At 58.8% G+C, this 24714-nt stretch carries 22 protein-coding genes; 4 read left to right on the top strand and 18 right to left on the bottom strand.

Features of this window, described 5'->3' with window-relative positions; all coding sequences use genetic code 11:
• Nucleotides 1-123 precede the first annotated feature (123 nt).
• Complete coding sequence (locus tag KEHDKFFH_RS07255) at nucleotides 124-1761, bottom strand: MBL fold metallo-hydrolase (RefSeq protein ID WP_104321296.1); 1638 nt, start codon at nucleotides 1759-1761, stop codon at nucleotides 124-126.
• A gap of 292 nt (nucleotides 1762-2053) precedes the next feature.
• Between KEHDKFFH_RS07255 and KEHDKFFH_RS07250 the strand changes: the two genes are divergently transcribed.
• On the top strand, nucleotides 2054-2479 hold the full coding sequence (locus KEHDKFFH_RS07250; RefSeq protein WP_008172718.1) for a thioesterase family protein: 426 nt from the start codon (nucleotides 2054-2056) through the stop codon (nucleotides 2477-2479).
• On the opposite strand, the gene KEHDKFFH_RS07245 is transcribed toward KEHDKFFH_RS07250, so the two are convergent.
• The 5 genes from KEHDKFFH_RS07245 to KEHDKFFH_RS07225 all read right to left on the bottom strand — a co-directional run bounded on the left by KEHDKFFH_RS07245 (nucleotide 2465) and on the right by KEHDKFFH_RS07225 (nucleotide 8227).
• Nucleotides 2465-3802 carry an MATE family efflux transporter gene (locus KEHDKFFH_RS07245; protein WP_241956449.1) on the bottom strand — a complete coding sequence of 446 codons (1338 nt, stop codon included), beginning with the start codon at nucleotides 3800-3802 and terminating at the stop codon, nucleotides 2465-2467. The two genes, KEHDKFFH_RS07250 and KEHDKFFH_RS07245, sit on opposite strands and share 15 nt — an antisense overlap.
• A 224-nt stretch (nucleotides 3803-4026) precedes the next feature.
• The gene (gene tpx, locus KEHDKFFH_RS07240; protein WP_104321295.1) at nucleotides 4027-4524 is read right to left on the bottom strand and encodes a thiol peroxidase; all 498 of its coding nucleotides are present in this window, start codon (nucleotides 4522-4524) and stop codon (nucleotides 4027-4029) included.
• 70 nt (nucleotides 4525-4594) lie between these two features.
• Nucleotides 4595-5815, bottom strand: coding sequence for a Bcr/CflA family multidrug efflux MFS transporter (locus tag KEHDKFFH_RS07235; protein WP_104321294.1), 1221 nt, complete (start codon nucleotides 5813-5815; stop codon nucleotides 4595-4597).
• 243 nt (nucleotides 5816-6058) lie between these two features.
• Nucleotides 6059-6970: a LysR family transcriptional regulator gene (locus KEHDKFFH_RS07230; RefSeq protein ID WP_104321293.1), complete on the bottom strand. Its 912-nt coding sequence runs from the start codon at nucleotides 6968-6970 to the stop codon at nucleotides 6059-6061.
• Between the two features lie 33 nt (nucleotides 6971-7003).
• On the bottom strand, nucleotides 7004-8227 hold the full coding sequence (locus KEHDKFFH_RS07225) for an alpha/beta hydrolase (RefSeq protein WP_104321292.1): 1224 nt from the start codon (nucleotides 8225-8227) through the stop codon (nucleotides 7004-7006).
• A gap of 133 nt (nucleotides 8228-8360) precedes the next feature.
• Here KEHDKFFH_RS07225 and KEHDKFFH_RS07220 point away from each other — a divergent pair, with 133 nt between their 5' ends.
• Nucleotides 8361-9032 carry a haloacid dehalogenase type II gene (locus tag KEHDKFFH_RS07220; protein WP_104321291.1) on the top strand — a complete coding sequence of 224 codons (672 nt, stop codon included), beginning with the start codon at nucleotides 8361-8363 and terminating at the stop codon, nucleotides 9030-9032.
• 144 nt (nucleotides 9033-9176) lie between these two features.
• Here KEHDKFFH_RS07220 and KEHDKFFH_RS07215 read toward each other — a convergent pair whose 3' ends face one another.
• Nucleotides 9177-10328 (bottom strand): alpha/beta fold hydrolase, encoded by a 1152-nt coding sequence (locus KEHDKFFH_RS07215; RefSeq protein WP_104321290.1) that lies wholly within the window; start codon nucleotides 10326-10328, stop codon nucleotides 9177-9179.
• A gap of 227 nt (nucleotides 10329-10555) precedes the next feature.
• Between KEHDKFFH_RS07215 and KEHDKFFH_RS07210 the strand changes: the two genes are divergently transcribed.
• Nucleotides 10556-11449, top strand: a complete 894-nt coding sequence (locus tag KEHDKFFH_RS07210; RefSeq protein ID WP_104321289.1) for an acyltransferase — start codon at nucleotides 10556-10558, stop codon at nucleotides 11447-11449.
• Nucleotides 11450-11459: 10 nt separating this feature from the next.
• Here the strand turns inward: KEHDKFFH_RS07210 and KEHDKFFH_RS07205 are convergent, their stop codons facing one another.
• From KEHDKFFH_RS07205 to folE, 11 genes are all read right to left on the bottom strand, one after another.
• Nucleotides 11460-11663: a hypothetical protein gene (locus KEHDKFFH_RS07205; RefSeq protein WP_104321288.1), complete on the bottom strand. Its 204-nt coding sequence runs from the start codon at nucleotides 11661-11663 to the stop codon at nucleotides 11460-11462.
• 61 nt (nucleotides 11664-11724) lie between these two features.
• Nucleotides 11725-13710: a ribonuclease R family protein gene (locus KEHDKFFH_RS07200; protein ID WP_104321287.1), complete on the bottom strand. Its 1986-nt coding sequence runs from the start codon at nucleotides 13708-13710 to the stop codon at nucleotides 11725-11727.
• 71 nt (nucleotides 13711-13781) lie between these two features.
• Entirely contained in the window at nucleotides 13782-15500 is a 1719-nt protein-coding gene (locus tag KEHDKFFH_RS07195) for a diguanylate cyclase (RefSeq protein ID WP_104321286.1), read from the bottom strand.
• Between the two features lie 156 nt (nucleotides 15501-15656).
• Nucleotides 15657-16106 (bottom strand): DUF411 domain-containing protein, encoded by a 450-nt coding sequence (locus KEHDKFFH_RS07190; protein ID WP_104321285.1) that lies wholly within the window; start codon nucleotides 16104-16106, stop codon nucleotides 15657-15659.
• Nucleotides 16107-16232: 126 nt separating this feature from the next.
• Nucleotides 16233-18854, bottom strand: a complete 2622-nt coding sequence (locus tag KEHDKFFH_RS07185; RefSeq protein ID WP_104321284.1) for a heavy metal translocating P-type ATPase — start codon at nucleotides 18852-18854, stop codon at nucleotides 16233-16235.
• Between the two features lie 6 nt (nucleotides 18855-18860).
• Nucleotides 18861-19304, bottom strand: a complete 444-nt coding sequence (locus tag KEHDKFFH_RS07180; RefSeq protein WP_104321345.1) for a MerR family transcriptional regulator — start codon at nucleotides 19302-19304, stop codon at nucleotides 18861-18863.
• A 122-nt stretch (nucleotides 19305-19426) separates the two neighbouring features.
• The gene (locus KEHDKFFH_RS07175) at nucleotides 19427-19738 is read right to left on the bottom strand and encodes a hypothetical protein (RefSeq protein ID WP_104321283.1); all 312 of its coding nucleotides are present in this window, start codon (nucleotides 19736-19738) and stop codon (nucleotides 19427-19429) included.
• A 50-nt stretch (nucleotides 19739-19788) separates the two neighbouring features.
• Nucleotides 19789-22056, bottom strand: a complete 2268-nt coding sequence (locus KEHDKFFH_RS07170) for a putative bifunctional diguanylate cyclase/phosphodiesterase (RefSeq protein WP_104321282.1) — start codon at nucleotides 22054-22056, stop codon at nucleotides 19789-19791.
• A 107-nt stretch (nucleotides 22057-22163) separates the two neighbouring features.
• Nucleotides 22164-22601 (bottom strand): CoA-binding protein, encoded by a 438-nt coding sequence (locus tag KEHDKFFH_RS07165; protein ID WP_104321281.1) that lies wholly within the window; start codon nucleotides 22599-22601, stop codon nucleotides 22164-22166.
• Between the two features lie 23 nt (nucleotides 22602-22624).
• The gene (gene folX, locus KEHDKFFH_RS07160; protein ID WP_104321280.1) at nucleotides 22625-22999 is read right to left on the bottom strand and encodes a dihydroneopterin triphosphate 2'-epimerase; all 375 of its coding nucleotides are present in this window, start codon (nucleotides 22997-22999) and stop codon (nucleotides 22625-22627) included.
• A gap of 24 nt (nucleotides 23000-23023) precedes the next feature.
• Nucleotides 23024-23593, bottom strand: coding sequence for a GTP cyclohydrolase I FolE (folE, locus tag KEHDKFFH_RS07155; protein WP_104321279.1), 570 nt, complete (start codon nucleotides 23591-23593; stop codon nucleotides 23024-23026).
• A gap of 195 nt (nucleotides 23594-23788) precedes the next feature.
• Here folE and KEHDKFFH_RS07150 point away from each other — a divergent pair, with 195 nt between their 5' ends.
• Complete coding sequence (locus tag KEHDKFFH_RS07150) at nucleotides 23789-24709, top strand: alpha/beta fold hydrolase (RefSeq protein ID WP_104321278.1); 921 nt, start codon at nucleotides 23789-23791, stop codon at nucleotides 24707-24709.
• Nucleotides 24710-24714: the final 5 nt, after the last annotated feature.

Here is a 24714-nt window from a genome sequence, read left to right as displayed (position 1 = left end):
ACAAAGGTTTAATGCCACTTTCATGAAATCCGGGCAAGTTATATCGAAAACAGTTATACGCCCGAAAAGTGATTAACAATATGGGTGTTTTGCGAAATCCCGTGTGCTTTCGTTACTCCCGCGTTAGCTGTCGTGTACGGCATGCCACAGATCGTGCTCCCGGAACGCCCTGTGCTCGGCCTCCAGTTTCAGCAAATGCGCCAAGGCCGATCGCGCCGCAAGGCCGTGGATGGCCGCCGGCACATCCTCATAGGCTTTGGCTGTGAGGGCTTTGAGATCCACCGGAGCCAGGGCTTCCAGCGCACGGGCCACCTTGTGCTCACGGGACAGACGGTGGGTGATCAGGAAATCGATGACGGCCTCGGGATGCCCCATCAGGAAGCCGTGTGCCGGCGCAATGTAGCGGATGGATTCGGCCAGCAGCTCGTAGAGCGACTCGATGTAGGCCTTCATGTCGCCGTCCGGCGGATTAATGACCACCGTCGAGCCCTGCATGATGTGGTCACCGGAAAACAGCAGCTTCTGATCGACCAGCAGAAAACAAAGATGATTCGAGGCATGGCCCGGGGTATGCAGCACCTTCAGGACCCCGGCTTCGGTCACAATCAGATCACCGTGCTCCGGTTCATCATCGGCCCGGAAGGTCTGGTCCTGGCCGGCACCCGGGGGCGCCGGCCAACCGAACACCCGGCAACCGGTACGCTCCTTAAGGGCGGCTACGGCCGGCGAATGATCCTGGTGCGTGTGGGTCACCAGAACCTGATCAATCACCCCGCCGGTCACCTCCAGAATCCGCTCGATATGGGCCTCGTTGGCGGGGCCGGGGTCAATCACCGTGAAGCGTTCCTGGCCCAGAATATAGGTGTTGGTCCCGGGCCCGGTCATCATCCCCGGGTTGGGCGCTGTCAGCCGGGTAACCCGGGCCGCAACCTCAACCGGCTCACCGGGAATAATCTCCGCATGGGTCGAGCCTTCGCCTTCGGGATCCAGCGTGGCCGCCTCATCATAGGCCGGCGCACCCGGTTCCAGCGTCACCGGCTTGCCCTTTTTGACCGCCGGCCAGGGCTTGCTCGGGTAAGGTTCCGGAGGATTGGCGTGGGCATAGCGCATCAGCGCCTCGGTGGAATCGAAATCACTGAGCACCCGCAACGTCCGAATCGTCGGCAACCCCAGCAACCGCTGGCCATTGCGATGGTCCTCCAGCGCCTGCTCGGGACGGATCCAGACATGATCAATGGTTTCCACCCCGTCATGACTGGCCAGTTGGCCTTCCGGAGCCGGCGTCACAAAAAACCGCGTATCGAAACGCCGTGGCGGTCCCGGCGGCGTAATCCAGTGGCCCAGGTAGGCCAGTCGGTCGAGTGGAATCGCCAACCCGTGCTTTTTACACAGACCGGCCAAAGACAGATCGCCATCGAACACCGACTTTCGATCAGCATGGACCGGATGATCCCCGGATATCGGGTTGCCCTGCTTATCCACCGCAACCAGAACCCCGGACTCCTCAAAACACTCCCGAACCGCCGCCAACATATAGTCGGCGCCACCTTCATCGACACTCATGGTCTGACTGATCTCGGCGTCTACGGTCCCGATAATATGGTCCTGGCCGTGAGTCTCGTTCTCCTCGACCCTCCCACCGGGGAACACAAAATAGCCGGGCATAAACACGGCGTCCCAGGTGCGTTGCAGCAGCAAGACTTCAAGGCCCTCGGCAGTATCACGAACCAGAACCAGTGTAGCGGCAGGGCGAATATCCATAGGACTCCAGATACGTTCGTTATTATTCAGCGCGCGAACAAGGTACGAACGATGGCTGGGAAAGGCCTTCCAAAACTGTCTGTCGCCATGGATGGCGACAGTCAAGCGTCACATGGACGTGCCGCCAGGAGCGTGTTTTGGAAGGCCTTTCCCAGCCGTCGCCCCGCCAAAGCTCAACGCGCAGGTGGATAGAACCAAGATAACCGATTTGAAGGGCAAGATCCCAAGATGAACACTAAAGTCGAACAGCGTATGATTTGCCCCAAGATACCCAGTGAAAACAGGAACCCCCGTGGCCCGAATCAAGCTCTCCTTCCCGGACGACGTCTTCTGCTTCGAAACCAGAATGCCCGTCAGAATCACCGACATCAACGGCGCCAACCACCTCGGCAACGACGCCCTGATCTCCATGCTCTCCGAAGCCCGGGCCCAGTTCCTGGTCAGCTATGGCATCCAGGAAGCGAGCAAAGACGGCACCGGCATTATCGTGACCGACCTGGCCACCATGTACCAGTCAGAATCCTTCTTCCCGGAAATGCTGCGTTTTGAAGTCGGCCTGATGGACTTCAACAAGTATGGCGGGGATTTCGTGTTCCGGGTCACCAAGGCCGAAAGCGGCCAGCCGGTGGCACTGGCCAAATACGGATTCGTCTTCTTCAACTACCACCGCAAAGAAGTCGTGCCGGTACCCGAGAGCTTCCGCTCACGCTTTGCCTGAGGATATCTCGGCCTTCAAACGCGTCATGCCGGCACGATAAAAGCTGTAAGCCATGGCGCCGGCAAACAGATTGCCCACCAGCGCACCACTCATGAGCCCATAGACCCCGTTGATATGGCTACCGATCCAAAGCAAGGGCAGGAAGCACAGGAACAGGCGCAGGGTGGACACCAGCAGTGCCCGCATCGCCAGGCCCAGGGCATTGCACACCGACACCATCAGCATACAGACGCCCAGACCGCTGTAACTCAGCGGCACCCGCACCAGATAGCCGGCCAGAATCTCCTGCACATCACTGTCGCTGGAGAAGAGCTCCGACACCAATCCGGAAGCGACCACCCAGGTAAGCCCGATCGCCAACTGCCAGACCACCACAAACCGTACCGCAAGGCGCACAAGTTTCCGGATCTGCTCGATATCCCCGGCACCCAGCATGCGACCAATCATCGGCGGCATCGACATGGTCAGGGCCAGCACCACCACAATGGAGAAAAATTCCAGACGGGTGCCCAGGCCCCAGGCGGCGACGGCGGCGGAGCCAAAGCCGGCCACCAAGGCTGTCGCCAACATGGCCGAGACAGCCGGCATCAGTTGGCTGACCATGGCCGGGGCCATGATGCCATTGAGCTGTTTAAGAGCCTTCCAGAGGGCAAGCTCGCGCAGATCGAAACGGACCCAGTGGCGTTTCAGGAGTTTCGGGTAGATCACCAGGCAGCCGATACCAAAAGAGGTAACGGTGGCCCAGGCGGCACCGGGCAGTCCCCAGCCGAAAACAAAGATATAGAGTGGGTCCAGGGCAATGTTGGTCAGGCTCGTGGCCACCATCATGTACCCCGGCAATTTGGTGTCACCGTGGGAGCGACACACACTGTAGCCGAAGTACAGGAACGCCCCGGTCCAGGCAGCCATCAGCCAGGGAACCCAGTACTGCCGGATCAGCGGCAGGAGTGAGTCTTCCGCGCCAAGCGCGGTCATGATGGGCCCCTGCAAAAACCACAGAGCCACGCAGATGACAAAAACGAGGCTGCCGCCAACGGTAATGATCAGGCCGCCCAGACGGTAGGCGCGCAGTTCATCGCCGGCACCCAGCGTGCGGGAGACGATCGCGGTGGTCGCAATCCCCAGCCCTACCTGAAGACCGATGATCAGCTGCTGCATCGGCAGGGTGAAGCCCAGTGCTGCCAGCGGGTCCCGGCCAAGCTGACCGACGAAGGCACTGTCGGCCAGTTGGAAGGTCATCAGGGAAAGCACGCCGAACAGCATGGGCCAGGTCATGCTGTAGAGCTGGCGGGCCAGGGATGAGTTCTGGGTGGTGGTCTGCACGGGTTGTTGTGGGCCTTCGGTTTGGCTTGGGGGCGAGATTCTAACAGGTCTGGCTTTTGGTGTTAGCAAAGGTGCCGGAACGACTTACCAGGAGACGCCGTGAACCCATCCCTGGGGGCTTGGCATTGCCATCCCTGGCAATGCACATTCCTGGTAAGTCGTTCCGGCACCTTTGCCCAGACCGTTGGTGGTGATTCCAACTGCCAGGTTTTGAATTTGAGCGCTTACAGCGCCTTCAACGCCGCATCGTAATCCGGCTCGTCCTTGATCTCACCAACCAGCTGGCTGTGGAGAACCTTGTTGTTCTCATCCAGTACAACCACCGCCCGGGCGCAGAGACCGGCCAGAGGGCCGTCCTGGATGGCGACGCCGTAGTCCTGCTGGAAGCTGTAGTTCCGGAAGGTGGACAGGGTTTCGACGTTTTTCAGGCCTTCGGCACCGCAGAATCGGGCGGCGGCAAAGGGCAGGTCAGCGGACACGACCAGGACCACGGTGTTGTCCAGGCTGCCGGCCTTTTCGTTGAACTTCCGGGTGGAGGCGGCGCAGACGCCGGTGTCGATGCTGGGGATGATGTTCAGGATTTTGCGTTTGCCGTCCCAGCTTTCAAGCTTGACTTCTTCCAGGCCGCTGTTGGTGAGGGTAAAAGGAGGCGCGTTGTCGCCTGTCTCAGGAAATTTGCCGCTCAATTCAATGGGATTGCCGTCCAGGTTAACGCTGCTCATGGTATTTGCTCCTTGGTGTCTGGTTTAGAGTCTTACGTACTCTGTGTAGACCACTTTGGATGATTTTGCCTTAATTGCCAGTGGCACTTTGTGGTTCGAAACCTTTCGCAGGATAACGCTGAACCAGCACCAGATAACAGGCCATCGCGAGTGCTGCGCAGGCAGCGATGATCAAGGCCATGACCAGGGAGGTGCCGTCGTGCAGGTGGCCGACCAGCATGCCGGAAACAGCGGCGACGGCCATCTGGGTGAAGCCGAACAGGGCAGAGGCGGAGCCGGCCATGGTGGGGAAGTTCGCCAGGGCGCCGGCCATGGTCTGGGGCAGGACCATCCCGGTTCCGATCATGAACAGGGCCTGGGGCAGGATCACCGCCCAGACGTTGAACACTTCACTCAGTGCCAGCACGGCCATCAGACTGCCGCCAGCCACGGCAATGATCAGGCCGCGAACCAGGATCTGATCCGGCACCAGGCGACGGCCGAGACGGACGGCGGTCAGGTTGCCAACAATGTAGCCGGCCACCATGCAGGCAAAGTACAGACCGAACTGTTCTGTCGGCACGCCCAGGAAATCAATCAGCACGAACGAAGAGCCGGACAGGAACGCGAACAGCCCGGAGAAGATCAGGGCATTGGTCAGGGTGTAGCCCAGGAAGCTGATGTCCTTCGCGATGATCCGATAGTTCCGCAGCAGGTTGCAGATTTTCAGGGATTGGCGATGTTCCGGGCGCATGGGCTCGGGAATACCAAAAGCCACCACCACGGCCATCACCAGTGCATAGCCACCCAGGGCCAGGAACACCGAAGCCCAGCCCAGGCTGGCCGTCAACAGGCCGCCAATGGTTGGCGCCACTGCAGGGGCCAGGGCCATGATGCTGGCCAGAATCGCCAGGATCTTGGCGGCCTCACGGGGCGTATAGATATCCCGAATGGCCGCCCGACCCAGAACCGGGCCAGCCGAACCGCCAAGAGCCTGGAGGAAACGGCACAGAATCAGCGTTTCGATGTTCGTCGCCAGGGCACAGCCAATACTGGCAATGGCGAAAAGCACGAAACCACCAATCATGATCGGTTTGCGACCAAAGCGGTCCGCCAGGGGGCCGCAAATCAGCTGAGCAATAGCAAAACCGACCAAATACAGACTCAATGTCAGCTGAACCTGATCGGTGCCGGTGCCAAAATCCGAACCAATTTGAGGCAGTGCCGGCAAATACATATCAGTCGCCAGCGGCCCAAGGGCCACAGCGGCGGCGAGAAGTACCGTTGTCCAGACACTGGTCAAAGTCAGCATGGATTTCCTAATGCGTTGTCAGAGAGTTACCAAAAGAGTTACGACAGGTCAGGTTGGGAAAGGCTTTCCAAAACTGTAGAGGGCCAAGGATGGCCCGAAACAAGCGCACATGGATGTGCTCGTAGCGTGTTTTGGAAAGCCTTTCCCAACCTGGCCGACCGCCGAGTAATGGCAGTCTAGGTGAGAGGCAACAAGAAGATAACGCCAGCAAAGCTCATACAACCTATGAGCAAAACTAATTGATTAACTTTTCAGGCTGTTGAGCGAAGCGGCAACGGCATTCACCTGATTGCGCAGCCACTTGTGGGCGGGGTCATTCTGGTTGCGGCGGTGCCACAACATCAGCAGGGTAAAGGGTTTGAAATCAAAGGGCAGGGGAACCCACGCGAAGTCGCGGAGTAAGTGTTTGCTCATGCCCTCCGGGGCCGTGGCAAGCATATCGGTTCCGCGGAGGAACTCCGGCAGGCCGGAAAAGTTGGAGACCGTTACCACGTTGCGACGCACCAGCCCACGGGTGTCCATGGCGGTCTCCACCGTTGGCTTCTCGCCGGTGGCAAACAACAGGGCAATGTGGTCTGCCTTCAGGTATTCCGGCAGATCCGCTGGCGGTTTCCGGTATTCGGGATCGTAGAACACCACCATCCGATCGGCCATCAGACCCCGCTGCATAATGTCCGTCGCCTCCGGCGCGTGGGGAGAAATCACCAGATCACAGACATCCTTTCGCAACAGATCGGCCCGGGGAATGCCGGACGGAATCACCTGGAGACTGATGCCCGGAGCCTCTTGCCGCAACGTGAGCACCAGACCGGGTAACAGCAGGTCCCGCTGGTAGTCATTGGCCGCAATGGTGAACGTGAACTCGGCCGTGGCGGGACTGAAGGGCGGGCCCGAGGACAGCGACTGCAGGTCATCCAGAATCTGGCGGATATGGGGCCCGGCCTGAAGCGCGTAGCGCGTTGGCACAATGCCGCGCCCGGACTTCACGAACAGGGGATCTCCCAGGGCCTGGCGCAGACGTACCAGGGTGTGACTCACCGCGGACTGGGTAACACCAAGCCTCAGTGCGGCACGGGACACGCTGCCTTCATCAAGCACCGCCAAAAAAGTACTCAGGGCCCGGAAATCCAGGTTGAATGTATCAATCGGGTTCATGAATGGCAGTGTAACCCGATGCCTTCGGTGGCGCTACGGCGCCTCGGGCGATTCATTTTCCTGAATGAATGTCCCAACAGCCTCTGCCAGAACGTCGAACCAGGGGTTGTAGGTCAGCCGGCTGGTGAACACCGAGCGCTCCGTGTCGTGCCAGGCACTGAACCAGAGATCCTCCTCCGGTAACTGCCGGCAACCTTCCAGGGAAATGTTATTCGGTTCCAGGCATCGCTGCAGTGGCGCGCCCAGGCCATAGAGTTCGTTATCCGGCTCAATCAGCAGCGACTGGTGAGAGAACTCCAGGATATGGGCGTCAGGAAGATAGCTGTTCAGGAAACGGATGCGCTCATCGGCCTGCGCGTCGGGCCAGGGTGTGCGGGTATCCCGAAATATCACCATGGCGTTCCCGGAGTTGCTGAACCGTTCCCGGAACTGCGTGACGAGATAGTCGAGATTGATCACCGAGTCCGCCTCCGTGGCGGCCAGGAACAAAGGCATATCGATATTTTCTTGCTGAACTATCCGGCCCTGGGCCGCCGATATGACGTCGCCGATCTGACTGCCGGCGTTAAAGGAGAACGACTCATACTTCACCGGATTTAGCTCGGGCTCTTTCTCTACAAAATCCCCGAAAATGTCAGCGATGGGCGCCAGCCAGAGGTAGTCCCGCAAACCGTTAAGCTGCCAGGCCGGTGCAACCGCAATCAGACCCGCCGGTCGAGGACCAGTCTCTGAAAGCGCGTAATCTGTAGCCAGTGCCCCGCCCAGAGAAAAACCGCCAATAAACGCCCGGTCCACGTCTTGTGACAGGGCGATAAAGTGATTGCGTACCTGATCGCGCCAGACCTCGGCGGTGGCAGTTACCATGTCGCCGGGCCGGGTGCCGTGTCCCTGAAGCAACAGCGTCCGGACCTCAACGCAGCGATCCGCCAGATAACGGGCCAGATCCCGGAACACAAAGGGCGAATCGCTCAAGCCGTGAACCAATAAAAGCCCGGTGCGATCTCCGGAGCTGCACTCTGCCGCCGGTGCCAGCCTGTACGGAAGGTTCCACTGCACCTGCTGCTCCCGCTCAAACCCGTCCACTGGAACAAGGTTGGTATCGACATAGGCTTTGACAGACTCGAGGTAACGGTCGAAGTCGGTCACCGGTTCGGCGCCCAGGGTTGATGGCCCGGGGTTGTAGAGTTGAGTGCTGGTGGCGCAGGCGGCCGTGGCGGCCAGCACCAGTAAAACGAGCAAAGTCCTGAGGATAGTCATAGCTGGCGAGTGGGTTTCGCTCCTTTGGTCATTACTGTCGTCATTGCTGACTGTGTTGAGTGATCGTTCAAATCCCGATACTGTGACTCCAGTATACGACCCCTAACCCCCTTCCGGATGAGGAGCCCCACAGATGAACATGACCCTCGCTTTCGACGTCTACGGAACCCTGGTCGACCCCATGGGCATGTCCCGCCTGCTGGCGGAAAACGCGGGCGACAGGGCAGAAGCCGTGGCCGCGCTGTGGCGGGAGAAGCAACTGGAGTTCTCGTTTCGCAAGGGCCTGATGAAAGTCTACGAAGACTTCGGTGTCTGCACCCGACAAGCCCTGCGCTACGCCATGGCCACCCATAAACTGACCCTGTCTGAAGAACGCGAAAACGCCCTGATGGCGGCCTACCTGTCTTTGCCCGCGTTCGATGATGCCTTGCCGGCACTGAAAACACTGAAAGGGCAGTATCCGCTATTCGCGTTTTCCAATGGAAGCTACCCGGCGTTGGAAAAGGTGTTGGGGCACAACGACCTGTTGGACCAATTTGAAGGCCTGGTATCGGTAGACGATATCAAGAGTTTCAAACCTGATCCTGCCGTTTACACCTATGCCCGCCGTGCAACCGGTTCCTGGGAAAAACCCCTGTGCCTTGTCTCCAGTAACGCCTGGGATGTGATTGGGGCCCGAGCTGCGGGATTACTCGCAATCTGGGTACAGAGGGATCGGAACAAGGTGTTTGAAGACTGGGGGATTCAGCCCTCAGCAGTGATCAACAGTCTTTCAGAACTAGAGGCAACCCTGAAAAACCTCTAAAGCCAGCGGAGGCAGGTGTTGGGGTAGGCTTTCCAAAACTGTAGAGGGCCAAGGATGGCCCGAAACAAGCGCACATGGATGTGCTCGTAGCGTGTTTTGGAAAGCCTAGCCCAACACCTGCCGGCAATCTCAAAGCTCAAAGAATCAGTCCGACCGCAAAGCCAACCAATCCGCCAACTCCAGCCAACTCTGACGCGGAGCCTTGCTCCCCGCAAGAATGCCCATATGCCCACCCGGCACAACCCGGAACGTCTTGTCCGTAGAGCTCACATGATCCATCACCCGCTTGGCCGCACCCGGTGTCACGAGCGTATCCTCGCCGCCGGCGATGGCCAGTAAGTTGGCACTCACATTGTCCAGTCTGGCAACGTCTTCACCGATCTGGATTTCCCCTTTGGACAACTGGTTGTCGATCCAGACGCGAACCACCGTGTCCTGAATGATCCCGCCGGGATAGGCCACCATACGATCCAGAAACGCCGACGTGGTGGCGTGACTGGTGACAAACTCCCGGTCACCCAGCCGGATGATCAGCTCCCAGTAACTCATCACGCTGGCAATCGGATTGGTCAGCTTGAATCCGATGGTATTGGCCCAGCCGGGAGTGTGAAACCAGTGAGGTTTCACATCGTGTAGCCGGAACCCAGTGCGTTTCCGCACAAACCCGGCCACATCCGCCATGCGCTGATTCACAAGCCCCAGGATCCCGGATGCATGACTGTCGATCGGCGAGCCCAGCACAATGGCATTGCGCACGTGCTGATCGTTGCTGAGCGCGGAATAAAACAGCGTGAACATGCCACCCATACTCCAGCCGTGCAGCGACAACTCCTGTTCACCGCTGTGCTCCCGAACCCGGTTCAGGTAGGCCGGCAGCAACTCGGCCACATAGGTATGCAGGTTGTAGTGACTGTGCTCCCGCGTGGGCATGCCCCAGTCGATCAGATATACCTCGAACCCCTTGGCACGCAGAAACCGAACCAGGCTGCGCTGGGGGAACAGATCGTAGATCAGCATATTCACCGCCAGGGGCGGAACGATCACAATCGGTGTCTTATGGGCTGTGCGCTCAACCGGAATGGTCTCACCTTCCAGCTCGATGAAATCCTCGGCCAGTGGCGGATAGTAACGCAGGCTGACCAGTCCATCGGTATACAGAGTCTCAAACGGCGTCTGCCCGGCCTGAACCAGACTGGCGGCCCGGAAGACCCGGTCGAAGGCGTTGCCGGCATAAAGGGCCGTTTGCCGGGTAACGCCTGCCGCCCGGTCAGCGGCGGATTTGAAGAGATTGGGCATGGGAATGTCCATGGAGAATGTGACGCTCACTATACGGATTACCGAACTTCTACTGTCCCGTCTCGCAGGCCAGAAATCCAGATTATCCATGGTGAGGCGAAAATCACCATGGCAGAAGTGTCCAAACCGGAGGGCAAACTGGTCACTTCAGGCCACTGCCCAACGAGGCCTGTGGTTGATATCATTAGGTCCCATTTGGAAAGAATAACCAGAAAAACAGGACCGCCATGCTCAGCTTTCTCCCTGCCCCCGTGATCGGTGTACTCAACTCCATCCTGCTGGGAATCAACACCCTGTTCTGGTGCATACTGCTTTATATACCGGCCATCCTGAAACTGATCATCCCTGTGACCGGCTTCCGGGTACTCTGCACCCGAGTCATTATCTGGATAGCTGAGGCCTGGGTCGCCTGCAACACCGGCTGGATGAAGCTGACCCATGGTACGAAATGGGACGTGAAAGGTGCCGAAAACCTCAAGCGGGAAAGCTGGTACCTGGTGCTGGCCAATCACCAGAGCTGGGTGGATATCTTCGCCATGCAGCGGGTCTTCAATCACCGGGCGCCGTTCCTGAAGTTTTTCCTCAAGCAGCAACTGATCTGGGTACCCGTTATAGGCCTGGCCTGGTGGGGCCTCGATTTCCCGTTCATGAAGCGTTACACGAGGGAGTACCTGATCAAACACCCGGAGAAACGCGGTGAAGATTTGCGGGCAACGCGTCGGGCCTGCGAGCAGTTCCGCCATACCCCGGTCAGTGTGATGAACTTTGTGGAAGGCACCCGGTTTACCCAGGCCAAACACGACAAACAGAAGTCGGCCTACAGGCATCTGCTGACACCCAAGGCCGGCGGTGCCGCCTTTGTACTCGACGCCATGGGCGATTCGATCCAGACCCTGGTGGACGTGACCATCGCCTATCCGGACGGAGCACCCACCTTCTGGGAGTTTATCTCTGGTCGGGTCAAGGAAGTCAAAATGGAAATCCACACCGTTGATATCCCGGAGCATCTGAAAGGCCGGGACTACTCAACGGATGCTGAGCATCGCCGTAACGTGAAAAACTGGCTGGGGGATCAGTGGCAGGCCAAGGATGAACGGCTGGAGCGGATGCTGGCCCGGTAATTACCGGGCATCAGCTGTCGGAGTCGTCCTCCACTTCGTCCGGATGTTCCTGCTTGTAGCGCTCCCACTCTTCCCAGTCGTGGGGCGTTCCCGCATGGGGCCGGCGCAGGTGCTTGGCGTGCTCCATCGCGTTGTGGCGGAGGCTGTGGTCTCGTTCTTCCTCTTCCTTGTCGAAACCGTACTTTCTGAGAAACTCGTCAGGGGTGATGGGCATGGCGCACCTCCATCATCGGATCATGTCCTGATTGATACGATGCGCCTGCCGACGTGGTTTTTCAACCGTCGTCGGAACTGGCACCGGTGGGTATTTCCTGCGCTTCCACCAGCTTGAAATTGATCTGCCTGCGTTCCTCGTCTACCCCTGCAAAGCTGACCGTCACCGGCTGTTCCAGCTGGAAGATGCGGCCGTTCTTGTTGTGGATCAGGCGAAGCGTGACCGGGTCAAAACTGTATTTGCCATCCAGATCCTTGCAGCTGACGAACCCTTCCAGACCGTTGGCATCCAGCCGTACAAAGAAACCGGCGGGCACGGTGCGGCTGATTACGCCGCTCATGGGTTCTTCGCCGAGTGTTTTGGCAAAGTCACTCTTGAGCCAGGTTTCCAGACTGTTTGCCGCCTGACGGGCACGAATCTGTGCTGCCTGCAGGGCCTCGAGCTGATCCTCGGTCAAGGCTTTCATGGGAGTATCCCACAGTGCCGACTTGATCAGCCGGTGCACATAGAAGTCCGAGAACTTGCGCAGTGGCGAAGTAAACGTGGTGTAGGCGTCCAGGCCCATTCCCTGGTGCGGAGCGGGCCTGAAGCTCAGCTCGGCCCGGGCCAGCTGGCGGGACAGTATGGCTTTTACCGGTACTTCGGCTTCGAGGCTGTCGGTTTCCTTCATCAGTTTGCGGAAGCCCTCGGCCTGATGGGCATCAACCCCCGACAGATGCGGTGCGTGGCTGTCGATCAGTGCCCGGATGTTATCGGCGCGATCATCCCGTAGCCCGGGATGCTGGATAAACAAACCGGCAGATTGATTGGTCAGGAAGTCTGCGGCGCAGCGGTTAGCGGCGACCATACACTCTTCCACCAGGCGATGGGCTTCATTCTGGACGGACGGTTCAATCAGCCGGATGCGTTTGTTTTCATCCAGCCGGAGGCGGAATTCCGGCCGGTCTCCACTCAACAGCGCATGCTCGCTGCGCCATTTCCTGAGTGCTGTCGCTGCCTGGTGCAATTGGTCCAGGCTGTTGGCGACGGCGTCCGGAAGCGCCTTGATCTCGTCGTCTTCCCGGCCTTCGATCAGGTTGGAGACGAGCTCATAGCTGAGTTTGCCCTTGGACTGGATAACCGCCTGGTGAAAGCTGTAGTCGCCAAGGCTGCCATCGTTGTTGACCTGGAGATCGCACACCAGAGCCAGGCGCTTGGCTTCTGGCATCAGCGAGCACAGGCGGGTGCTGATGCTGTCAGGCAGCATGGGTAGCGGTTCGCCCGGGAAGTAAATGGCGGTGGCGCGATTGAACGCTTCCTGCTCCGCCGGGCTGTCGGTGTCGATCATGGCGGTCGGATCGGCAATGGCAATCGACAGGGTCCAGCCGGTGGCGTTGGGCTCGGCCAGCAGGGCATCGTCCATGTCCTGGGTACCCGGGCTGTCGATGGTGACATACGGGCGGTCCGTGCGGTCTTCTCGCCCGGCTTCCCGTGATTCGATATCGCTTTCACCAAGGCTGTCGGCCTGTGTACGCACCGCGTCTGGCCAGGTGTCCGCCAGGTCAAAGGTTGCGAGGGTGAAGGAACGCTCGATGCCAGGCTCCCCGGCCTTGCCGATGACCCGCAACACCTTGGCCTGGCCCTTGCCGTCCTTGATCGGATGTTTGTGGATCTGGCAGTAGATGTAATCATCCTGCTGGGCGTTCATTCGCTCCTTGGGGGGAATGAAGATCCAGCGGTTGATGCCCGGGGTCTCGGGCACCACGAAATGGCCTTTGCCTTTCACCAGGTAACGACCAACAAAAGTATTCAGGCGGGTTTCCAGCAGTTCGTCCACCACGCCCTGGGTTTTGCCTTTCTCAACTTCCTGCTCGGTGACATTCACCCGGTCTCCGGGCAGCACTTTCTGCATTTCCTCGGGTGGCAGGAACACATCCCGGCCCTCGTCGAGCGCAACAAATCCGAAGCGGCCATTGGTGGCTTTGACAGTTCCGGGAAAAACCACCTTGTTGTCCTTGATATCCGATTTCAGCTGGCGCAACTGGCTGAGGGCGTCGGCATTGAGCATGAAGTAACCTGGCTGGTAAAAATGAATGATGGAGCGGAGTATAACGGTTATGGCGGTATGAGTCAGACCCGTTACGCCGGGTTAATCTCCGGGTCTTCCGAGGTGGTGATACAGACCCGGTTCCGCCCCTCATGCTTGGCCTGATAGAGGGCCCGGTCCGCGTGACGAAGAATGGTGTCACTGTTGTCGCCGGGCAAGGCAAAGTAGCCGCCAACACTCACAGTGACCGCTGTTCCGGTTTTTCGGCTTTCCTGTTCCACGGATTCCCGGATGCGACGAGCGATACGGCCCAGGGTCTCCGGGTCGCAGGGTGACAGCAGTACCACGAATTCGTCGCCGCCCCAGCGTCCCGGATGATCGTAGGGGCGAACGCCGGCTTTCAGCCAGAGGGCGACCCGGCACAGGATCTGATCCCCCGCCTGATGGCCCAGGTTGTCGTTGATGCTCTTGAAATGGTCAATGTCCAGCCAGATCACACCAAAACCGGTCTCCTGGCGGCGGGCCCGCTGGATTTCCTCATCCAGCACCTCGTCCAGGCCACGACGGTTTTTCAGACCGGTGAGGGGGTCAATCCGGGCCAGCCGGTTCAGTTCATCCGTTCTTTGCGCGACTTTTTCTTCGAGCTCCCGGGTAGAGTGACCCAGGCTCTGGGTCATTTTCTCGAAGTGATCGGCCAGCCAGCCGATCTCATTATCCGGTTTATCCAGCCGCGGCAGATCGAAGCTGCCTTCCCGGACTTTTTCCACGGCGTGTTCCAGGCTCATGATGGGCTTGAGAATTCGGGACTGGATGATCAGGTGGAACAGCACCAGTGTGACCAGCAGTGTGCCCAGGAACACCGTCACCAGCGGCCACAGATAGCTGGTCGGCAGGAGTGTATGAAGGTCAAGCAGGGTGATCTCGAACCAGCCAATCGCCGGCAGGAAGGCAACCCCGGCCAGATGCTTGCGGCCATCCACCGTCACGAAGCCGCTTTCTACCTGGCCCGCCTGGTCACTCCGCTTCTTGAGAAGCTGCAGCATACCGAGAATTTGCTGCTTGTCCTGGGGATCATCGAACAGCAGGTCGACGGTGTTCTTCTGGCCTTCGGGTTTGATGATGCTGGCGAAGTCGATGTAGTTCCGGTCGCGGTAAAGCTGAATGGCGCCATTGTAATCCACGAACAGGGTGGTGATGCCTTCCTGGCCGATGTCGACAATATCCTGCAGGAAAGCGTCCAGGCTTAGACCAGTACCGACCATGCCGACGATCTCGCCGGTCTCGTTGCGCATCAGCACATCGATCCAGAGTTTGGTAACACCGAGCTCGGTATCCGGGTTTACGTTGAGGTGGAAGTCCCGACCTTCCTCAATCAGCTGGAAAAACCAGGCGTCATCGGGCTTGTCTTTGTCCAGCACGTACCGGAACTGGTTACCGGCGTATTCGTTTTCCTCGTTGTTGTAGTAATAATGGCCATTGTTGGCGAGGGCAACGAAGTAATTGCTGTCCCGGAAATTGGAACGAAAACTTTCCATCTGGCGAATGGCTTCAGATTCGAGTGCGGCGTCATCCGGATTGGCGGCCCAGTTGATCAGGGCGGAGGAACTGGCCATTTGTTTGGCCAACCCGATTTCCCGTTCCAGGGACTGCAGCAGGCGGGCGCTGTCGTAGCGCACCTGTATTTCTGCTACTTGTTGGCCCCAGCGCTCGATGATGCTCTCGGAGAGCTCCCGGTAGGCCAGCCACGAAGCGAGGGAGGCCACGATGATGAGACCGGCGGCCAGGCCAAGGATGCGGGTTTTAAGGCTCAACGAGTTTCCCTCTCGGATTTTTCTGGGTTTCTGGGCGCCAATAATAGAACACTGGTTGACCAGAGTGTAGAAAAAACAGACAGGGATTGGCAGGAAGCGGGAGGAAAAAGCGGTCGCAAGGGCCGGTAAATGGCGGCCCTTGCGCAGTGATTGGCGTTAATTGTGCTGCGAAAAGATCCGGGTCTGCCCGGCCTCGTTAAACAGGATGACCTTGTAATGATCTTTCCGATCGCCCATTTCCATGCCGGGTGACCCGATGGGCATGCCTGGCACGCTCAGGCCGGTGGCCTTTGGTGCTTCGCTGATCAGGCGTTTGATGTCGTCGGCCGGCACGTGGCCTTCGATGACGTAATCACCCACGAATGCGGTATGGCAACTACCCAGACCGGCGATCAGGCCTGCTTCGGCCTTGATCCTGCCCATATCGTTGGTGTTGGTCGCCTCCACCTCGAAGCCGTTTTCTTCCAGGTGATCAATCCAGTCACCACAGCAGCCGCAGGTCGGGGATTTGTAGACGTGGATGCTCTGGGCTGCGCCGGCTGCCAGAGCCGTGGTGCTGAATCCCAGGGCTGCCATCAGGCCAAAAGCCAGGGTGTGTTTTTTCATGGCAAGTACCTCAGTGGTGATGTTGATGTTCACTTGAGCCTGTGTTGTCAGAACCGGAAAGCCAGAACCACCAGACGATGGCTGCCATCAGGGCAAGGCCTCCGACGTTGACCAGCATTGTTTCCATCAGTTCCGCTCCTGTTGCTGTTTCGGATCACTGTTGCTGTCGTTCCGTTCCGGACGGTGACTGGTTCGGAACAACCTCAGACGGTTGGCGTTGGAGACCACGGTGACCGAAGACAGGGACATGGCAGCGCCGGCCAGTATCGGGCTCATCAGTATTCCCCAGACAGGGTAGAGCAGGCCGGCGGCCACCGGAATACCCATTGTGTTGTACACAAACGCGCCAAACAGGTTCTGGTGAATATTTTTCACCGTGGCCCGGGAAATCTCGATGGCATCGGGTACGCCGTGGAGCGACCCACGCATAAGGGTGATGCCGGCACTCTCAATGGCCACATCCGTGCCGGTGCCGATGGCAAAACCGACGTCCGCCGCCGCCAGGGCCGGAGCATCGTTGATGCCGTCGCCGACCATGGCGACGGTGTAGCCCTTGCCGCGCATTTCGCTAACCACCTCGGCCTTGTCTTCAGGCAGCACTTCCGCGCGATAGTCATCGATGCCGGCTTTTTTCGCGATGGCCTTTGCGGTGGCGTCGACATCGCCGGTGACCATCATCACCTTGATACCAGCCTCGTGGAGGCGCTGGATGGCAGCCTTGGAGTCCGGTTTGATGGCATCGGCAACACCAATGACGCCCATAGCCTCGGTGCCCAATGCCAGGAACAGGGGCGTGCCGGCTTCTTCGGTGATCGAATGGGCGGCATCGTCCAGTTCGCCCAGAGCAATGCCCTGGTCTTCCAGCCAGCGACGGTTGCCCAGACGCACGGGCTTGCCGTCGAGTTCACCTTGCACGCCTTTACCATTCAGGGCCTCGAAACCGGTCACCTTCTCCAGCTGAACGCTTTCTTCTTTGGCCTTAGCCAGAATCGCCTCAGCCAGAGGGTGTTCGGAGTGTTGTTCCAGCCCGGCGGCGAGGGCCAGCAGGCGTTGCTCATCTTTGTCGTTGGCATGAACCCGGGTAACTGCCGGATGGCCTTCCGTGATGGTGCCGGTTTTATCCAGTATCACCAGATCCAGCTTGCCAGCGGTCTGCAAGGCATCGCCCTGGCGGATCAGCGCGCCGTATTCCGCGGCCTTGCCGACCCCGACCATTACCGACATGGGCGTAGCCAGACCCAGGGCACAGGGGCAGGCAATGATCAGCACCGTGGTGGCCGCCACCATCATATGAACCACCGCCGGTTCCGGCCCGACGTTGTACCAGACCAGCGCTGCCACCACGGCAATCAGCATGACGGAGGGCACGAACACCGACGAAATCCTGTCCGCAAGCCGTCCAATGGCAGGCTTCGAGCCCTGGGCCTTCTTCACAAGCTTGATGATCTGAGCCAGCGCGGTTTCACTGCCGACCCGGGTGGCCTCGTAGACAATCGAGCCATGGGTATTCAGGGTGCCGGCAGACACCTCATCGCCTTCCGATTTGCTGACCGGCATGGGCTCACCGGTGAGCATGCTCTCATCAATGCGGGTGGCGCCTTCGGCAATCACGCCATCGACCGGCAGTTTCTCACCGGGCCTGACCCGGATTTGGTCGCCCTTGCGAACTTCCTCTACCGGAACGTCCTGTTCTTCACCATTGCGAATCACCCGAGCCGTTTTCGCCCGCAGGTCCAGCAGCCGGCGCACCGCTTCTGAGGTCTTGCCTTTGGCCCGAAGCTCCAGTGCCTGACCCAGGTTGATCAGACCGATGATCATCGCCGAGGCTTCAAAGTAGACATGGCGGGCCATCTCCGGCAACGCGCCGGGAATACTGGCGACGACAATGGAATAAAGCCAGGCGGTGCCGGTTCCCAGGGCAATCAGGGTATCCATGTTGGCATTGTGGTGCCGGAACGCCTTCCACGCCCCGGTGTAGAAATGCCCGCCGGTGGCGGCCATCACGACCAGTGTCAGCACACCCAGCCCGAGCCAGGTGCCCTGGTTGGCGTCGGTCACCATCATGGTGCCGAAGCCCATGCCCCAGGCCATCAGCCCAAGACCCAGGCCCAGACTCACCGCCATCTTCACCAGCAGCGTCTTATACTGCTTGCGGTCTTCCTCCTGCTTGCGATCGTCGGCTTCGTCCTCGTCCTCAATCACGCTGGCGCCATAACCGGCACTCTCAACCGCCTTCACCAGCGCCTCAGGATCCGCATCACCCGTGGCCGTGGCGGTATTGTCTGCCAGGTTCATATGGGCATGGCTGATACCGGAGACCGACATCAGGGCCTTCTCAATGGTGTTTACACAGGACGCACAGGTGGCACCTGTGACCGACAGATGAATTTGCCCGTCCGCACCGTCTGCTCCCCCTGAACCAGTCGGAGCAGAATCTGCCTCGGTTGCCTCACCTTCAGAGTCGCCGCCGGTGTGGGCTTCACTCTTATTCTCGGAAGCACAGCAACTGGCCGGCTCGGCTTCTTCCTGGAAAGGCTCAGCCGGGTAGCCAGTCTCGGTAACAATACGCGCCGCCTCGGCGGCATCCACGCCCTCCGGCAGCGCCACGGTCTGCTTTTCCAGATCGACTTCAACCAGCTCGGCATCACCAGTCAACGTCTCCAGCGCGTTGCGAATCTTCTTCGCACAGCCCTGGCAGGAAGCCCCGGAAATGCTGAGAGTGGTTTGTAAAACAGGTGTGTCAGTCATCCAGAATCACTCCTCGTTCTGTTCGCTTGCCCCGCAACAGGGCGCCGGATCATCCCAGTGTTCGATCAACCGGCAAATGGTGTGGCCATCGGGCGTACCATCCGGCATGTCCTGCCAGGCAGCCAGCGCAGCGGTCATCCGCTTGCGTAACTGCTGCAGCTCCCGAATCTCCCGCTCAACCTCCGCCAATCGGTGTTGAAACACATCCCGAACCATCGGACACGGCGAATGATGATCGTCCGCCTGATCCAGAATCTGCCGTATCTCCGGTAACGAAAATCCCAGCTGGCGGGCCTTACGGGCAAACCGAAGCCGTCGAAGATCCTCGGCATCAAACTGCTGGTAGTTGTTGTCAGGGTTACGGGTTGGTTTGAGCAGGTTCTCGCGTGTGTAGAACCGAACCGTATCCGGGTTGACGCCGGCGGCTTCTGCAATCTCTTTTACTTTCATCGTTTTGTTCTCAATCTGGTCCTGCCTCAACACGGCAGAATCCTTTACATTGAGAATAGCCTAAAACCTGTGAGCAACTCACAGGTCAAAGGTTTTTTGGGGAAGAAGTCTGGGGAGGGCTATTAATCCCGGGAGCGTAGGAATGTACCGCAGGTCTTGCACTGGTCCGGCGCCATCAGCTTGGCCTGCCAACCAATCTTGTGGCCGCAGGCCGGACAGGCCAGCTTCAACTGTAGAACAACGATGGGTGTGATCAGGGCAGCGATCAGAACACCCAAGGGGCCCCAGCTTTCACCGCTGGACAGCCCCAGTTGACTGCTGAACACCAGAATGATGGTCAGCGCCACAAACGCAAAAATGAAATAGTTCCGGTTCCAGCGTTCCCACTGGCGAATCTTCTCGTCCTGTTCCGGAGTCAGGTATTGCGCAGCCATAGAATCTCACCTGGCGAATTTAACCGTATTTTGGGGACGGGCCGCGGCAATTACAATCCGGAATCGGCCGTAATGCCCGCCACCAGAACGCCCGAGGCCAGAGCCTTCTCAAGGTCGGAGACCGGAATCGGTCGGCTGATCAGATAACCCTGGGCGAAGTTACATCGGTGATTCTTCAGGAAACTCAACTGCTCTTCGGTTTCCACTCCCTCGGCCACCACCTCAATACCCAAATTGTGGGCCAGATTGATCACCGCCCGGGTGATCACCGCATCGTCATGTCGCTCCGTGACTTCCGTGATAAACGAGCGGTCGATTTTCAGCAGGTCGACCGGGAAATCCCGCAGGTAACCGAGCGACGAATAGCCCACCCCGAAGTCATCAATGGCCAGGTGAACACCCAGCTGGTGCAGACGGGAAAGCTGATTCAGGTTGTGCTCGATATTCTGGATGAAGATCTCTTCGGTGAGCTCGACCTCCAGGCGATCCGCCGGCACATTCTCCGCCGCCAGAGCTTCCCGAATGTGGTCCACCAGATCTTCGTCGTCCAGCTCCCGGCCCGAGAGATTGACCGCTATGCGCAGGCCCTCCTGGGCAGTGCCTTTCCAGGCCGCCAGCTGCCGACAGGCCGCCATAACCACCCAGCGCCCGATATCGGTGATGCGGCCGCTTTCCTCCGCCAGAGGGATGAATTCCACCGGCGGCAGAAGACCGCGGCGGGGATGGCGCCAGCGGATCAGCGCCTCGACACTCTGGATTTCACCGGTGTCCAGGTTCAGCTGAGGCTGATAGAAGAGCACGAATTCGTTGTTGGCCAGGGCCTGGCTCAGATCCTTGTCCAGCTCCAGGCGCATGACTTCCCGTTCCTGCATGCCCTCGGTGTAGAACTGGTAGGTATTCCGGCCCTGTTCCTTGGCCCGGTAGAGAGCAATATCGGCATTGCGCAACAGAGTATCCGCGTCCAGACCGCTCTGCGGGTACACCGCTACGCCCATGGTGGCGGTAATGCTGTGGGACTGGCCCTGAACATCGAAGGGCTGATCAAAGCACTGTTTGATCTGGCCCAGCAGGTGAATGATGTCGTCAATGTCGTCCACCTGTTGCTGGCAGAACATGAACTCATCACCCCCGGAGTAAGCGACCAGCAGTCTTTCATTGCTGAGACTGTTCAGCCGCTCGGACACCTTGATCAGCAGTTCGTCCCCGAACTGGTGGCCGAGGGAGTCGTTGAGGGTCTGGAAACGGTCCAGGTCCAGCATCACCAGGGCAACCTGGCGCATCTGGCGATCGGCAATGTTCAGGGTATGGGACAGGTCTTCCATGAAGAACCGTCGGTTTGCCAGGCCGGTGAGGGTGTCAGTGGACTCAAGCCGAGCCAGGTCTTTCTGAATGGCGGTTCGTTGCTCGATTTCCTGGTCCAGTTCCCGCCGCGTCTTCAGCAACGCCCGGTTGCGTTTCAGGATGAGCTGCACCAGCAGCGTGGTCAGGCTGGTTAGCAGGCCCATCAGCACAAAAGTGGCGAAGGTCATCCCGGGCCAGTGGCTGTATTGGCTATCCACCCATTCGGTGGACGGGCGCAGGGTTAACGTCCAATCGAGTGTCGGAAGATCAACGGCCTGGGTATGGAAAAAGTCGCTACTGACCGGCTGTGAGACGTTCAGCTCATAGCTCACCGCGCCCGCTTCGCGGATCTCGATCCGGAATGATTCCAGTACCCGTTTGGTGAGAAGCTGGCGTGCCAGCACTTCCATTTTGAATACACCGGCCATAAAGCCGTTGTTATCCGCGCCGGCACCCACTGGTGCGTAGATCACCATGCCCTGACCGCCCTGGCGCAATTCGATCACACCGGAAAGATCCCAGGTGCCGGACTGCCTTGCCAGTTCCAATGCCTGGCGGCGTTCCTCGTTGAAGGCGACGTTGTAGCCGATGACCTCTTCGTTGTCGGTTATCGGCTCCAGCCAGCGGATAATGAAATCGGAGTCAATCCATTCGATGGCCTGATAAACGCCAAAGTCGTCGAGGTAGTTGCGGGCATCCCGTCGCCATTCCAGTTCGGTTGTGACCGGGTCCGCCTCAAGGCGTTTGGCCATGCGCCGGATTGCCTCGGCGTGGACCAGGAATTCCCGCTCCAGGTGGTTGGCCATGGCCCGGGCTTCGTTGGCCAGATTTGCCTGGATCTGACTTTTGTCCTGTTGAACCAGTCCATAGCGCAGGCCGGCGGCCAGGCCCAGGAAAACCAGGAAAATCACCACCGGAAACGCCGGGCTCAAGAGGCCCGAAATAACAGCTTTAGGGGGTGATGCAGGTTGATCCACAGGGCTCTTCCAGTCTTCTGTTGGTGTTCGGTGATTATGTCAGACCTGACAGACCGGTAACAGAAGAGTGCCTGAAGTGTGACGCAGTGCCTGATTCAGATCAGGTTTCAGCGGCGTTCAGAAGCCCTGGGAATACCCAGGCGGGGAATTTCCTGCTTGGGACAACGATCCATCACTACCGTCAGTCCGGCAGCCTCTGCCCTGGCAGCACCATCCTCATTGATAACACCAATCTGGAGCCAGACCACCGGGATGTTCAGATCGATGGCCTGATCAATGATCGCATCGGTGCGCTCCGGCGCCAGGAACAGCTCAACCATTTCCACCGGTTCCGGCAGGCTATGCAGATCGGCGTAAACGGTTTCGCCAAGTACTTTCTGCCCTGCCAGGCGTGGATTTACCGGGAGGATTCGGTAGCCGTGGGCCTGAAGATATTCCATAACCTCGTGGGAGGGTCGATTGGTCTTCTCACTGGCGCCCACAAGGGCAATGGTCCTGACTGTCGTCAGGATGTCACGCATCTGGTCCGGGCTATTGCTGGGCATGGTACTTGGGAAACCTCGCTGAATTAACGGTGTGCCTGAAGACAGACAGACACGGATTCCGCGTAGCGTAGCGCGTGAGGCTTGTCGATTTCCACTTCGGCCCACGTCACCGCCTCATGCTCCATCACGATGGTCAGGACCTCGTGGGTCAGGCGTTCGAGCAGGGCAAACCGGTTGCCATCCACATGATGAATAATCTGCTTGGTGATGGTGCGATAGTTCAAGGCGGCAGAAATTTCATTCCGGTTTACCGCTTCAGAAGCATCGTAGGTCAGCGCAACGTTGATCAACACGTCCTGCTGGTTGTTGATTTCCTCTTCCTTGATGCCGATGTAGGCTCTCAGCAGAAGATCCTTGATCCGGACTTTTGCCAGGTGATTCCCGTGGACGTCTGTCATGCGGCCTCCCTAGGGTCAGGTGCTTCAGCGATTGGTACTGATCAGAGTCAGAAACTCGGTGCGAGTGGCCTGGGATTTACGGAACTGTCCCAGCATCATCGACGTCTTCATGCGCGAATTCTGTTTCTCCACGCCTCTCATCATCATGCACATATGTTGGGCCTCAATAACCACCGCCACGCCCTTCGCGCCGGTAACACTCTCGACGGCTTCGGCAATCTGCCGGGTCAGGTTTTCCTGGATTTGCAGGCGGCGGGCATACATGTCGACGATGCGGGCGAATTTGGATAGACCCAGCACCTTGCCCTGGGGCAGGTAGGCGATGTGGCACTTGCCGATAAACGGCAACATATGGTGCTCACACATGCTGTATAGCTCAATGTCCTGTACCACGACCATTTCGTCCATGGCCGACTCGAATACCGCATTGTTCACCAGGTCGCCCAGGTCCTGCTTATACCCGCATGTGAGGAACTGCATGGCCTTGGCGGCGCGCATTGGAGTGTCTTGCAGACCCTCGCGGTCCGGGTCTTCGCCCAGGCCATCGATAATGGCACGAAAGTGCCCGGAGAGGTCGTCAAGGAGTTTGCTCATAGTCTTATCCGGTTAGCAGTGTCTTACGAGGGCCAAAGCTTAAGGCAATTTGGCCACCATCTCTACGTTTACGGAGTCATTGCCGGAAAAGACCACTTTGGCTTCCTCGCCCTGTGGTTTGGGCGACAGGGCTATGGCAGCGGGAGCTGCTTTGTTCTAAAGTTTCGGGCTGTAAATGTTCGCCGGGGACAATACATGGAAGAGGTGATGCCTACCGTCGGTGGGATTTCCGCCGCAGGGCGCGATGAAGGCACCCTTGAAGGGTGGCAACAGGGAGGTAAGTGGTTCAGTTTCGAGGGGCATGCCATTTTCAGCCGGATGGCAGGCACGGGTGAACCGCTGGTCCTGATTCACGGTTTTCCTACCGCCAGCTGGGACTGGAATCGGCTCTGGCCGATGCTGGTCCAGCAGCACAATGTGCTGACGCTGGATATGCTGGGCTTCGGTTTTTCAGATAAGCCTTCCAATTACGATTACAGCATCGAAGACCAGGCTGATCTGTTCCAGGGCTGGATTGAGGGGCTGGGCCTGCCGTCGGTGCACCTGCTGGTCCATGACTATGGTTGCAGTGTGGCCCAGGAACTTCTGGCCAGGGAGCAGGAAGGCGGGCTGCCTTTCCGGATTGCCAGTGTCTGCTTTCTCAACGGTGCCCTTTTCCCGGAAGTCCACAATCCGTTGCTGATTCAGAAGCTGTTGAGAAGCCCCTTTGGCGGTTTGATCAGCCGAGGTCTCACACGACGCAGTTTCGAGCGCAGCTTCCGCCGGTTATTCGGCAGCCAGAATCCACCGGACCGTCAGGACATGGAGGACTTCTGGCATCTGCTGACCTACAACAACGGGCGAGGCATCCTGCACCACCTTATCCAGTTCATGGAAGAGCGCCGTTGTCACCGGAACCGTTGGGTTGGCGCGTTGCAGAAGGCGACTCAACCGATGCGACTGATATCCGGTACGGCCGATCCTGTCTCCGGAGCCGGCATGGCGCGTCGGTACCGGGAGCTGATACCCGATGGCGATGTAGTGACTCTGAGGAACATCGGGCACTACCCGCATTTCGAGTGCCCCTGGGAGGTTTTCAGCGCCTACCGGGAGTTTCGTAAACGCTGCGATCAGTAAACCTG

The organism is Marinobacter maroccanus (genome assembly GCF_002933275.1).
GTDB classification, from domain to species: Bacteria; Pseudomonadota; Gammaproteobacteria; order Pseudomonadales; family Oleiphilaceae; genus Marinobacter; species Marinobacter maroccanus.
The sequence above is the reverse complement of the archived record's forward strand: the minus strand, read 5'-3'. Positions and strand labels throughout refer to the sequence as shown.